This is a genomic window from Rhodanobacter sp. OR87 (assembly GCF_000473345.1).
Classification (GTDB): Bacteria; Pseudomonadota; Gammaproteobacteria; order Xanthomonadales; family Rhodanobacteraceae; genus Rhodanobacter; species Rhodanobacter denitrificans.
Map to the genome: position 1 here is coordinate 1 of NZ_AXBJ01000027.1, position 13,566 is coordinate 13,566.

Genomic DNA, 13,566 nt, shown 5'->3' on the forward strand with positions numbered 1-13,566 from the left:
GGCGTAACGATGCCGAGCGTCTGCATGAGGAAAATGAGCGCCGGGAGGCGGCCCTGATCGAGCATCGACGACGACTAAACGAGGCCTCGGAACGTGAGGCACAGAGCGTGGCACGCGCGCAAACTGAGAGTGAGCAGTGGCGAATCAATGCCGAGTACCTGCGCAACGAGAATGAGCGCCGGGAGGCAGCCCTGATCGAGCATCGACGACTGCTGGACGAGGCGGCAGAAAGCGTGAAGCGTATGCAGGCCGAATGCGAGCAGTGGCGTAACGATGCCGAGCGTCTGCACGAGGAAAATAAGCGCAAGGAGCAGTTTTTGGCCGAGCGGCACCAAGCTGTTGCGACACTGGAAGACACATTGGCAACATCGCTGGCGAATCTGGCAGCTGCAACCGAACGCACAATGTTGCTGGGTGACGATCTGGCAAAACGCGAGCACGACCTCACGCTACTGCGTGCGGACCTGGACAGTCGGGCTGCCGAAATTTTGCAACTGCAGAATGAGGCGGGTCGCCTGCATCGCGAAGTGGCATCCCGTGATAGGGAGGTGGGACGCCTGCATGGGCTGATTCAGACGATTCATCGTAGTACTTCTTGGCGCATTACGCTCCCGTTGCGCTTGATAAGGCACGCTGCTCGTGCGCTGCTCGCGGTGGTTTTTCTCATCGTCTATCAGGTGCTGCGTTGGCCTGCACGTTTTGTTCGACCGTTACTTCGTGTAATGGCACGATGGTCATGGCTGCGTTCGCTCGCACTACGGATCACCGGCTCGGACTCAAGATTGACTGCACATGCGCGACTTTTCCTGTTTGGCGCAGCGCCGGTCGTACATTTGCATGAGAAGCCTGAGACGACGCAATTGGACGTGCCTCTGACGAGGCAGGCGACACGGGTGCTTGAGGAAATCCAGGACGCCAGAAGGAAACGACTGCACAGCAACAGCCCATCGCAGTCCGGGAGGAAGTAGGGAAGTGCATATCGTATTGGATCTTCAGGCGTGCCAATCGCCGGAGAGTCGCCGACGTGGCATTGGCCGCTATTCGCTGGCGCTGGCCAAGGCCATAGCCGCGCACCCGCGTGGACATGACATCACCGTGCTGCTCAATGCGGCAATGGGTGAATCAATCGAATTTCTGCGCGGACAGTTCGATGGGCTCCTTCCGCAAGATCGACTGATCACCTGGGAGGCGCTAGCACCTTCCGCGTATTTCGATCCATCCAATGTATTCCGTATGCGCGTATCCGAAGCGCTGCGCATGCAGACTTTGCAGCAGTTGAAACCTGATGTTGTGCACGTAGCTAGTCTGTTCGACGGTTGGGGGGATGATGTAGTTACAACACTGTCCGGAGGGCAGACATACCTTGAGGCGGTCACCCTCTTTGACCTGATACCGCTGGCGCATGAGGAAGCTTATCTGGGGGATCCGCGCGTCAGACGCTGGTACATGGAAAAAGTAGCGCATCTGCGACGCGCTGACGTGCTGCTTGGCATTTCACGATTTTCCTGCAATGAGGCAACTGAACTGCTGGAGATCCCCTCGGAGCGTCTGACCGATATCTCTGGCGCCGTCGACGACATCTTCATGCGAATGGGCAACGCCGAGGCGTTTCGCGCTGAACTGATGCATCGATATGGCCTCCAGAAGCCATTCGTCATGTATGCAGGCGGATTCGATACGAGGAAGAACATCGCAGCGCTGATACGTGCCTTTGCAATGCTCCCGGACATGCTGCGACACGCACACCAATTGGTGATCGTCGGTGGGGCGCCGTTACCGGAGAAGGAGGTACTGACTAGCCTAGCGGTGGAACTCGGCATGTTGGGTGATGAGGTGGTGTTCACCGGTTACGTGCCGGACAGCGATTTGGTGAAGCTTTACAACCTCTGCGCGCTTTACGTTTTTCCGTCTTTGCAGGAGGGTTTTGGCCTGCCTGCGCTGGAGGCCATGTCGAGCGGCGCCATCGTTATCGGTTCCAATACCTCCAGCCTTCCAGAAGTCATTGGCCGCGTGGATGCACTGTTTGACCCGCGCAGTGACAGTGCTATCGCAGGGAAAATCGTCGAAGTCCTGACCAATGACACTTTTCGTCAGAGCCTTCGCGAACACGGCCGTAAACAGTGCCAGAAATTTTCTTGGAAGGAGTCTGCTCAGCGTACGATCGCAGCTTTCGAAGCTGCGGACAGGCGAAGCGACCGTGGTGTTTCAGTCGTTGTACCGGAACCACCATCGACCCAATTCAATACCGCGTTCCTGCCAGCTCCACATCCGTCCGCTACCAAGCTGAAGCTCGGCCCCATCATGACCTACGCGGACAAGGACTGCACAGGAGTTTCGACAAAGTACCCATTGGCGCGTTTCACCCGGGATCGCGATAGCTTTGGTCGAGTGGTCATCGAGCTAGCCGACCATTCCTATTGCGCGAAGACCCTCAGACTTGTGGCGACGGGGGCGGTAGACATCGTGCTGCGCGAGCGCACCTTTGGCCGGGCATTGCAGGCATTGGCCCAGAGTGCTGAAGGCCGCGGACTCGTGGTGTCCATGCTCTATAGTGCCGGCGGATACCGTGCGCTGCGGACCGCCATCGATAGTGGTTTCTCCGCAGAAGTGCTTGGGTCGTTGGTGACTTCACAGAGCGTGGCTGCTTCTGGTCGAAGCCAGGTGATTTCGGGCGATACGTCGTTCGATGGCGCAGCACATGAAGCGTTGGCGTGGCGTGACAACATACGTGGCGTTGTCGCCGAGCTGACCGCTGTGGAAGGTGCGGCTGACGCTTCTGAGCGGGACTGGGCCAGTGTTGCAGAAGCCCTCTCTGCCAATATGGCGATGGCACACAACAGCTCTTCGCAATGGCTGGTCGACATCTCCAACCTGGCTGTCCATGATGCCGGCACGGGTATTCAACGTGTGGTTCGTCATGTGCTTGATGAACTGCTCGCGACACCGCCACTTGGCTATCGGGTCGAGCCCGTCTATCTTGGTGAGGACGGAGTATTCCGTTATGCGCGCAGCTATTGCCAGCGACGCTATTTCACAGGTGAAGCGTTGCCTCCTAACGAACCAGTGGAGTTTGCCAAAGGTGATGTCTATCTGGGGTTGGATCTCATCGCCCATCTGATTCCGACACATCTCCATGTATTCCGGAAAATGAGGAATAGTGGGGTAAGGCAGCATTTCGTTGTTTACGATCTTTTGCCTCTTCTACGCCCTGATTGTTTTGATCCTCCCGGCCTACCACTTTTTCGACGTTGGTACGAATCGGTCGCTGAGGTGGCCGACAGCGTCATGTGCATTTCCAGGGCTGTAGCGGATGAGTTCGCATCGTGGCTGCATCAGGCACGACCCGAACGCCATCGACCATTGGGCGTCGGTTGGTTTCACCTCGGTGCCGATTTGGCGGTGGCTACAACGACACAAAGCTCCGACGATCCGATTGGTGTCAGCCTGGTCGAGCTCGGTGATCGCCCTACATTCCTGATGGTGGGGACGATCGAGCCGCGCAAGGGTCATGCACAGGCGTTGGCTGCTTTAGACCGGCTATGGGAGCAAGGGAGCGAGGTGAATCTTCTGATCATTGGCAAGCCAGGTTGGCTGGTCGACGATCTACTGCAAGGTCTGCGTGAACATCCGCAGCGCGGCAAGCGATTATTCTGGTTCGAGAAGGCGGGTGATGATCTGCTGCTCGCAGCCTATCATCGCGCCTCGGCGCTACTCATGGCCTCGGAAGGTGAGGGTTTCGGCTTGCCACTGATCGAGGCCGCGCACCACGGTTTGCCACTGATTGCCCGTGAGCTGCCGGTTTTCCGGGAGATCGCTGGCGAGCATGCGCACTATTTCTCCGGCTACGGTACCGACGACCTTGGCGATGCATTGCGTGCGTGGTTGAAGCTCGACATGCAGGGGCAAGCACCGCTATCGGCCGGCATGCAATGGAAAACTTGGAAAGAGGCGACGGCGCAGTTGGTCGATGTGGTGTGTCGTGAAGATTGGGTTCACCGTTGGATGCCAGGTCCGGTGCGTCGTTATGGCGCCTTCGACTATCGTTTCCACACGCAGATTGGATACCTTTCTCGCGGACGCATGACTACAGGCGGCGGCGCGGGGCTGTTAATATACGGCCCCTATGTGTCGTTGCATGCCGGACGCTTTATGGTCAGCATTTACGGTGGAGGTGTCGGAGTTGCGTGGATGGACGTATGCAGTTCGCGTGGGGCGAAGGTACATGCCTACCGCGATTTCGTACCGATGGATTTGGGAGCTGAAACATTGCTGGTTCAGATCGAGCTGACACTGGATTCGGATGTGTCCGATCTGGAGATACGCGTCGGCGTGGATGCGGAGACCCACATGTGGTTGGGCGGGATCGAGATTCACCCGCTTGCTGCAGTCGACTCCGCCTCCGAGCCTGAGTTGCAATGCAACCCGGCTGCAACCTAGTGTCCTCCTAAGTAGTAGCGACAGAATTTTGAAATTCAGTCTGATGCAAGACTGTGGAATTTTTTTATTGCAAAAGGAGCGTTCATGAAGACGGCCTTGATTACCGGCGTTACCGGCCAGGATGGCGCCTACCTGACACAGTTGCTGCTTGAGAAGGGATATCGTGTCTGTGGCACCTATCGCCGAACCAGCTCGGTCAATTTCTGGCGTATTGAAGAGCTTGGCATCGACCAGCACCCGAACTTGACGCTGGTCGAGTATGACCTCACCGATCTTGGCTCGAGCATTCGCCTGCTGGAAAACACCGAAGTGACCGAGGTGTACAACCTCGCGGCACAGAGCTTCGTTGGCGTGTCATTTGACCAGCCGATCACTACCGGCCATATCACCGGCATCGGCGCGGTGCACATGTTGGAGGCTATTCGCACGGTCAATCGCAAAATTCGTTTCTACCAAGCTTCGACTTCGGAGATGTTCGGCAAAGTGCAAGCAGTACCGCAGAGCGAGACCACCCCGTTCTATCCTCGCAGCCCTTATGGCGTGGCCAAGCTCTACGCACACTGGATGACGGTCAACTATCGCGAGTCCTACAATATCTTCGGTAGCAGCGGCATCTTGTTCAATCACGAGTCGCCATTGCGTGGTCGTGAATTCGTGACACGCAAAATCACCGATGCAGTGGCCAAGATCACTCTTGGCAAGCTTGACGTGCTGGAACTAGGCAACCTGGATGCAAAGCGCGACTGGGGCTATGCCAAAGAATACGTGGAAGGCATGTGGCGCATGTTGCAGGTCGATGAGCCGGACACCTATGTGCTGGCCACAAACCGCACGGAAACCGTACGTGACTTTGTTAGCATGGCATTCAAGGCCGCTGGTGTCGACATAGCGTGGCAGGGAGAGGGCGAAGCCGAGCATGGTTTGGACGCAGCAAGTGGAAAAGTGCGGGTGCGTATCAATCCGCGCTTCTATCGTCCAGCGGAAGTTGAATTGCTGATCGGCGATCCCGGCAAGGCTCGCGCCAAACTGGGTTGGGAGGCGAAGACCACCTTGGAAGAGCTTTGCCGCATGATGGTGGCCGCTGATATCAAGCGCAACGAGCGTGGGGCGTCGTTCTGAGGTGCGCCGGCCACGCGCGCTGCTGACCGGTCGCAATGGGTTCACGGGCCAGTATGTGGCCCGTGAACTTGAGGCTGCCGGATACGAGGTCGTCGGTCTGAGCGATCGCCAAGGGTCCGTGGGTGCGGCCTCTATCACCGCCAACCTGCTCGATCGCGAAGCGATGCACGCAGCGGTCGCCACTGTCCAGCCAGACGTGGTGCTGCATCTGGCAGCGATCTCATTCGTTGCCCATGATGACGTGGACGAGATCTATCGCGTCAATGTGGTGGGAACGCGCAACCTGCTGGAAGCGCTCGCGCAGGCCCCTCGCCGGCCTGAAATCGTGGTGTTGGCAAGCAGTGCCAACATCTATGGCAACGCGCATGTCGAGCCGATCACCGAGGATACGCTGTCAGCTCCCGCAAATGACTATGCGGTGAGCAAGTTGGCCATGGAACACATGGCGCGACTGTGGATGGATCGCTTGCCGATCGTGATCACGCGGCCTTTCAATTACACCGGCATCGGGCAATCCACGCAATTCCTGATACCCAAGATCGTCGATCATTTCAAACGGGGTGATCGCCTGATCGGGCTTGGCAATACACTAGTGGCCCGCGATTTCGGCGACGTGCGTGATGTGGCCAGGGCCTATGCGGCGATCGTGAAGACATCGCCAGTGGGCCGGACCCTGAATATCTGCTCTGGCGTCGGCTACTCGCTAGGGGAGGTGCTCGATATGATGGCTGAGATTGCCGGTTATCGGATCGAGGTTCGCGTCAACCCGGCCTTTGTGCGCAGTAATGAAGTTGCGCGTCTGGTTGGATCGCATGCTCAGCTGGCGGCTTTGACCGGGTGGCATGCGCAGAACACATTGTTACAGACACTTGCATGGCAGTATTCGGGTCAGCCCACCATCTGATGGCAACGGACAAGGTGTGCCATGGATGACAGTACTTCGTTTACGAAAGAACGGCTGGGTGATCAAGGCATGCACCGGCTTCGTTTCGAGTGCCAGGATTTTTATCTACCATGAAATGTTTCAAGGCTTACGATATCCGTGGTCGTGTTCCGGATGAGCTGAACGAGGATGTCGCCTATCGTATCGGCCGTTCATTCGCGCAGATTCTTCAGCCGACGGATGTGGTAGTCGGTTGGGACGTGCGACTGAACAGCCCTGCTTTGGCGACGGCGCTCATGCGTGGCCTGAATGATGCCGGTGCGGATGTCATCGATATCGGATTGTGCGGTACTGAGGAGGTCTATTTTCAGACCGCCCATCGTGGTGCGGGCGGGGGCATCATGGTTACGGCCAGCCACAATCCGATGGATTACAACGGCATGAAGCTGATCCGCGAAGATGCCCGACCGATCAGTGGGGACACCGGGCTCAAGGACATCCAGCGATTGGTCGAGTCGGTTTCATTCGCTCACCATCCCACTGCAGGCACGATTCGCGCGGATGCCGACAAGTCCGCCTATATCGAGCATCTGCTTGGTTATGTTGATCGTACAGCGTTGCGCCCGTTGAAAATCGTCGTCAACGCCGGCAACGGCGGTGCGGGTATTGTCGTCGACGAGCTTGCCGCGCATTTGCCGTTCCAGTTTGTGCGTATTCATCATGAGCCTGATGGAACTTTTCCTCATGGAATACCCAACCCGCTCCTGCCGGGAAATCGAGCTGCGACGGCGGAGGCGGTGCGTATCCACGGTGCGGACTTTGGCATCGCATGGGACGGCGATTTCGATCGATGCTTCTTTTTCGATGCCGCCGGTCATTTTATCGAAGGCTATTACCTGGTTGGTTTGCTTGCCGCGCAACTATTGGAAAAATGTCCTGGCGGAAAGATCATTCACGATCCGCGATTGACTTGGAACACCATTGATATGGTCCAGACCGCTGGTGGCATACCCGTCCTGAGTAAGACGGGGCACGCGTTCATCAAGGAGCGGATGCGCATTGAGGATGCGATCTACGGCGGCGAAATGAGTGCGCATCACTACTTCCGAGACTTTGCCTATTGCGACTCAGGCATGATTCCGTGGTTGCTTATCGCCGAGCGCATCAGCAAGACGGGGATGACATTGGCCAAGATGGTGGAGCAGCGCATCGCCAAGTATCCATGTAGCGGTGAGATCAACTTCGAGGTGCGTGATGCCGAACTGGTGGTGCAGCGGCTGCATGATCGTTACGTCGCAGAAGCCCAGGCGGAGGATCGTACTGATGGGCTCAGTCTGGAGTTCGCGAACTGGCGCTTCAACGTGCGCTCCTCCAATACAGAACCATTGCTCAGACTCAATGTCGAGACTCGCGGTGATACGAAGCTGCTTGTCGAAAAGACTGCAGAGCTACGCTTGTTGATTACAGCATAAAGGTGTGCACGAGGAGGGGGGAGTGCAGGCCCTCCTCATGCAGCAAACGATTTCAGTGGGCAACTTCAGTGGGCTGGGGTCGTGGCAAGTGGCTTGCCATCAGCGTTGCAGACCGCACCTTCAGCGGTATTTTTGCAGCTATTGAACGGGCCGACCGTCAACGGCTTGGTGCCCCAGGTGTCAAACCAGGCCACACCTTCCTGAACAGGAAGGATTTGTGCACTCTCGTTCACTATTCCAGACACCGGCAGGAGAATGGTCACGGCAGCCGAGGTGCCGGGGGCAATGTCCGGAAGGGCGGCATGGACCAAGTCGTTGTTGATGATCTTCCCGTTGGCATCCACGCTGTGTGCTCCGAGGTTGACCGGATTGCTGCCGGACGAAGTCAGCAAGGTCTTGCCGCTATTTACCAAGTCCACGGTTACGGCGATGTTCTGCCCGTCCGCCGTGAGAACCGGCTCACCTTGCAGAGTGAGTTTTACGTTCACCTGATCAGCGGTGAGCGTCGCTGCCGGGGCCGACGGCATGGGACTGGCAGTCGAAGCCTTCGACTGCTGATCGGAGCCTTCCTGACTTGAACTGCAGGCACCAAGCGCAAGCGTTGAGGCAAGTGCAAGGGTGCCAAGGGCGTTGCGCATCGAAAGCATGTCGGTTTCCTCAAGTAGTGGGGCGTTCAAAAAGATCACGGGAGAGCTACATTCAGAGCGGATGCTGCTGTTTCCACGGGTTCGTCCGTGGACATCACCGGTGGATGACGTGAGCCTAGCGAGGTAACTACCTGCCGGTCCGTACTTCAATCGGTTCCGAAGGTACCATGGTGAGGTTGTGCGGACGATGAATGACACCCTTGGACAAGCCCGGGCGAGTGCAATGCACTCATGCTACAGATCGTAGTCCAGTGCTATTGACCAGGCCTTTATACGGTTTCATGCGACGTATTTGATACGAGGTGGCCGAGCAGGAAAATTACCGATTCGCCAGTGCCTGCTTTTAACAGCAGACGGCCGGCAATGAACTGGACAATCGTTGGCCAACCGCGCAAGGCTATGTCGATCAGCCTGGATTTCCTGGGTGGATAAGGGAAGTCGTAAAGCCCATCTGCCGCTTCTTTCAGGACCGTGAATCCGTGGTCCAGAAACAGCTGACGCCATGCGTCGTGGCCTTTCAGATTGATGTGGGTCGGATCGGTCAGCGCGAGCCAAGCCGTACCCTTGGTCCGCGAGGCCCAGCCGGTAGCGTCCGGCGTAACGATCAGAAGACGGCCGCCGGGCTGCAGAATGCGCTTGAATTGCGCCAATACGGCGGCCAAGCCTTCGTCTTCGATGTGCTCGACTACATGGATTGAAACTATTCCGGCATAGGCGGCGGTCGGGATTTCGTCGAGCGAACGGTAGACCGTGGACGCGGGACAGTTTTGCCGCGATGCTACAGAGGCCCATTCGCTTGCTTCGACTCCGGCAGCGACGCGGTCTCTGCCGAGACGTTTAAGCAGATGCCCCATGCCGCAGCCAAAATCGACGACGGGGCCTGGGGGTATATATCGTCGAACAAGGCGCTGGTAGAGCGCCAAGGCGGGTCGATCACGATCTTGCTGGTTACCCTGATAATACGAGTTGTCATAACCAAGCGTGGATTCAATCATCGGGTGTCATCCTTTGGCAAAATCTACCGGAGTAAGTGCGGCCGTAAACATCAATAACATCCTACGATACCGTCTTCGCCTAATAACTACCTGGCTGCACTTCAATCAGTTCGGGAGGTATCGTGTTAACGTTCCCCAGCTAGTGCGTAATCCACAAAGGAATATATTTACTTCTCGGCTTCCGATTGTATATCGCTACCAGCGAGAGCAGGGGGCCATGTGCCCATCAAACAGGAGTTCAGTTGTCGCCAAGCGAGAGAATTGTTTCCAACGCATTAGGTTGCGTCAGAGTCAATCAGAGCAAGGTAGCGTTCTATAAATGCCTGATTAGAAAATATTTTCAGAGCGGTCTGGCGCACTGTTTTCCGGTCGCAACGCTGCTCAGGGGCGATGGCATCGACGATTGCTGTGGCCAGGCCGTCGTCGGAGCCGGGCGGAGCCAGGCTACCGACGCCGGTCAGCTGGACCGGCACCCTGACCCCGCGCATATCGCTGGCAACAGCGGGAACCCCCGCCAGCATAGCCTCGACCTGCACCATCCCGAACGCCTCATAGGCATTGATGCTTGGTAGTACGAATACATCCAGACGTGCGTAGAAGTTCGGCAGATCGGCTTCTTCGATGCGACCAAGCAGCTCGACACGGTCGCCGAGAGCGTCGATGCTTGCCTTGAGCTGAGGATAGATCGAACCGCCAGCAACTGTCTTGTAGTCGCCACCTAGCAGCAATCGGGCAGAGGGGTAGCGCAAGCGCACACGTTCAAAGGCACGAATGAGAACGTCAATGCCTTTCTCGGCCACGAATCGACCAAGGAAACCGATAACCGGGAACGCCTCGTCGTCGCCAATCCTTGCTGAGGCCGGGAACCCCATGTCCTTGATAGGAGCGTAGCCTTCGACAATAGGGACGGTTTCGCCACTCAGAATGTTCGATCCGGCGGCATAATCATGAGACAGCGCGACGACCTTTTCCGAGCGACGGATGCACGTTCGGGATCCCAGATTGACTGCGCCAACTGCAAGTCGGTCGATCCAGCCACCAACTGGCTGAACGTCGCACTGGTAAGTCGTAATGAAGCGTGCACAGCGCGGTGCCAGGTGCGTGAGCCAGGCTGCATCGAGCATGGGCAGATGAAAGTTGATGACATCCGCAGCGCGTGCAAGACGCCGGAACTGCAGGGCTAGATCAAGGCTTATATAGCCCTTGTGCATGAACAGAAGCGGTTTGGCGCGAACGATCGTAACGCCGCCGATTTCTTCCCTAGTGGGTAGTGTGTCCAGGTGCCGCCCCGTTAACACGGTGATGTCATGATGTTGCGCCAAGCCCTCGGCGAGCATTTTCGCGTATTCTGATATGCCGCTTATGTAAGGGTGGTAGTAGCTCAGCACGAGAAGTATGCGTTTACGGGGTGCCATCACGACCTCGAAATCATGACTACGCCGATCACGATTACCGCGATTCCGGCCCAGCGCGAAGCGGATACGTGTTCGTCCAAGAAATAAACCGCCAGCAGCGGTGTGATGATATATACGATCGACATAAGCGGCTGGAGCAGGCTAAGTTCAACTTTCCGCAGCAGCAAAATCCAAATCATTGCAGGGATGAAATACAGGGTCAGTCCGGCCATGATGCGCCAGTTAAGCAGAATCGCGAATAGATCGAACACACCATGAATTGGCGCCAAGCGCATGGCACCCAGCTTGAGGAAGATGCCGCCTATGGCGCTTAGCAAAGCACCGAAAAAAACCATCGACAGTAGAATAAGCAAAGGCATTAAGGTGCGCTCCCGCATGTTACAGGTTGGAACGTGGCATCGGTCGACAATGCGAGTTTTGATACCTGGTAGGTCAGAATGCGATCATCGTTTGACTGGCCTAGGATGCTCGGGCTGACGGCGCGGCCCATTGGTACGATCGTCACTTGATGGTGTGGCCCTTCGGGTATGGCGAATGACAGCTTGTTCGATGTCGTGGAGCCTAGAAATTCGCAATGCCTGCTGTCGATTGTAATCAAGATTTTCTCGGTGGCGCCTTCGGGAGCGAATCGATTGGATAGCGTCAGATTCACGAATCGGGCATTGTCCCCACTGATGTCAAGGACGAGCTGTTTACCCATCCAGGACCAGTCGCCCTCATTCGCGTAAAGATTCGTTGACGACAGTTGGCTGCTGTTCCTCTGATCGAGTAGCAGGAACCGACCGTAACGGCCCAGCACCTTTGCCCCGAACATCGAGGATGAGAAGGCTCCTTCATCGACAATTGCTGTAGGGGCAGTGTCATAAGGTGCTGCCGGATGCGCGTCGGTGAATGGCTGCATGTAACCACCCGTTCCAAAATATTTGGAAAAGACGACGGGTTCGTGGGAGAAATAAGACACCCACATGGAATAAAAGAATGGCTCTGTTGTAAACCGAGCTGCAAGATAATGGTAACCAGGCAGGTTGTCTGCAGCTTTCACAGTGTCGACAAAATCTTTGGCGATATATTTCTTGTCTGCTGTTTGCATGCCTTGTTTCAGTAGCAGATAGGACGCACCGACATTCACACAAACGAGGCCGAGCAGGGCGACATAAGGCACCAGTTTATCCAGTTTGTTACGGCCGGCATCGGTGACGGTAAAGCCGCATGTCACGATCAGGGATGGCGCCAGGAAAAGCGAAAAATATTCGATAATCTTCAGTTTTCCGTAGTTAAAATCCTTATAAAAAATGTAGCCGAGGAAAACGATCAGAGCAAGTGTGATTCCTAAGGACAGGGCAGTGTCCCGCGAGCGCCGAACGGATCGGGCGAAGGCCAAGCAGAGGATCGCCGCGATGAGGATGTTGAATGCTCCTGGCACGATGCTGGCGAGTGATCGACTTGTCGTAAACACGGCCAGCGGCAGCTGCAGGGGGTCGAGCCCGACGTAGGGATCCGGCCAGGAATTCCCCTGCGTGCTGGCAGCGAAGTAGACATATTTCAGCGCCATCAAGGCGATGGTTGATATCCATGGCAACGCGATCACTGCGATTACGACAGCTGCCAGTGCTCGCATGCCGCGAGCAAACACTTCTCTGTACGACTGACTCCGCAAGATCAGCTCAAACAAGAGCGCGCCGCCGATGACCACGAGGCCGATGGGCGACAGTTCGGGGTAGGTTGCGAGCACGCCTGCGAAAAGTAGCGGCTGCAGGATGTCTAGGCCACGCGTGGAGGTGCGCAGCGAGATCAGGACGAACGCCGTCATGATGACTATCCCATACGCGTTGGCAAAGCTCGAGTTAATCGCGATCTGCATGAAGGCTGGAGCAAACACGACCGACATGACGATCAGCAGCCCGGATAACGTGGGACGTATGATCAACGCGGCGATCGGGCGCGGTAGCAGCAGGGCACTCACTGCGGCGCCGGCAATCGTGGCAACCGCCTGCATGGCTTGGAAATGTACCAGGGGATCTTGACCGGTGAGCGCACTCACAAACGCAAGAAGGCCCTCCGCTCCGACGCGACCGAGTGGCGGTGCTTCGCCAAAAAATAACCTCGATATCCAGAATAAGGGCTCGTTGGCGCTGTAGGTTACCGTCTCGTCGAAGCTATGGCCCAGCATCCAGCGAGCGTTCGTTATGTAGTAAATCGCGTCGTGATTGGGCGAGGCCTCGAAGACCAGCGCATGGTGCTTTAACACTGGAAAATTCAAGGCGATGACGAGCAGCATTAGCGCAGTGAACCAGCAGAGGCTCATGATCAGGTTGAGTGCCCGAAGATCGCCAATACATAGATCGCGTAGGGTCTTCTTGCGCCAGTGGTACGCAAGCCAGCCAGCGATGGCGACAGCAATGAATGGCACGGCCTTGTCGATAGCTGCCAAGCTGTTGATCGTGCGCACAAAGACGATCGTTGCGCAAATACCGAGTATCAGTGCCCACGCTAGCCGCTCCGCCCCCTTGATGGCGTGACTGAGTCGGGTTAGTGGGTAGCCAATAAAAAACAGGCCGAAGATGCAAATCGCAGCGTCGAGCAGGAGGTACGCCATGG

10 protein-coding genes are annotated in these 13,566 nt (G+C 56.6%); 5 read left to right on the forward strand and 5 right to left on the reverse strand.

Annotated elements, in window-relative coordinates:
- The 5 genes from RHOOR87_RS20665 to RHOOR87_RS0116230 all read left to right on the forward strand — a co-directional run.
- The coding region (locus tag RHOOR87_RS20665; RefSeq protein WP_196806991.1) for a hypothetical protein at positions 1–968 on the forward strand (968 nt) is incomplete at its 5' end.
- A gap of 4 nt (positions 969–972) precedes the next feature.
- Positions 973–4,437, forward strand: a complete 3,465-nt coding sequence (locus RHOOR87_RS19615; RefSeq protein ID WP_196806992.1) for a glycosyltransferase family 1 protein — start codon at positions 973–975, stop codon at positions 4,435–4,437.
- 84 nt (positions 4,438–4,521) lie between these two features.
- On the forward strand, positions 4,522–5,556 hold the full coding sequence (gene gmd / locus RHOOR87_RS0116220) for a GDP-mannose 4,6-dehydratase (protein WP_027485610.1): 1,035 nt from the start codon (positions 4,522–4,524) through the stop codon (positions 5,554–5,556).
- Positions 5,540–6,460, forward strand: coding sequence for an NAD-dependent epimerase/dehydratase family protein (locus tag RHOOR87_RS0116225; protein ID WP_081700023.1), 921 nt, complete (start codon positions 5,540–5,542; stop codon positions 6,458–6,460). The genes gmd and RHOOR87_RS0116225 overlap by 17 nt, the downstream gene beginning before the upstream one ends.
- A 110-nt stretch (positions 6,461–6,570) precedes the next feature.
- Entirely contained in the window at positions 6,571–7,911 is a 1,341-nt protein-coding gene (locus tag RHOOR87_RS0116230) for a phosphomannomutase/phosphoglucomutase (protein WP_027485612.1), read from the forward strand.
- Between the two features lie 65 nt (positions 7,912–7,976).
- Here RHOOR87_RS0116230 and RHOOR87_RS0116235 read toward each other — a convergent pair whose 3' ends face one another.
- The 5 genes from RHOOR87_RS0116235 to RHOOR87_RS0116255 form a co-directional block, all read right to left on the reverse strand.
- Entirely contained in the window at positions 7,977–8,558 is a 582-nt protein-coding gene (locus tag RHOOR87_RS0116235; protein ID WP_155950971.1) for a glycosyltransferase, read from the reverse strand.
- 269 nt (positions 8,559–8,827) lie between these two features.
- On the reverse strand, positions 8,828–9,553 hold the full coding sequence (locus tag RHOOR87_RS20025) for a class I SAM-dependent methyltransferase (RefSeq protein ID WP_081700024.1): 726 nt from the start codon (positions 9,551–9,553) through the stop codon (positions 8,828–8,830).
- Between the two features lie 275 nt (positions 9,554–9,828).
- Positions 9,829–10,968 carry a glycosyltransferase family 4 protein gene (locus RHOOR87_RS19360; protein WP_051357969.1) on the reverse strand — a complete coding sequence of 380 codons (1,140 nt, stop codon included), beginning with the start codon at positions 10,966–10,968 and terminating at the stop codon, positions 9,829–9,831.
- Positions 10,968–11,327 (reverse strand): EamA family transporter, encoded by a 360-nt coding sequence (locus RHOOR87_RS0116250; RefSeq protein WP_043795773.1) that lies wholly within the window; start codon positions 11,325–11,327, stop codon positions 10,968–10,970. The genes RHOOR87_RS19360 and RHOOR87_RS0116250 overlap by 1 nt, the downstream gene beginning before the upstream one ends.
- A complete protein-coding gene (locus RHOOR87_RS0116255; RefSeq protein ID WP_155950972.1) occupies positions 11,327–13,564 on the reverse strand; it encodes a hypothetical protein in 2,238 nt (745 codons plus the stop codon). The genes RHOOR87_RS0116250 and RHOOR87_RS0116255 overlap by 1 nt, the downstream gene beginning before the upstream one ends.
- Between the last annotated feature and the right edge of the window lie 2 nt (positions 13,565–13,566).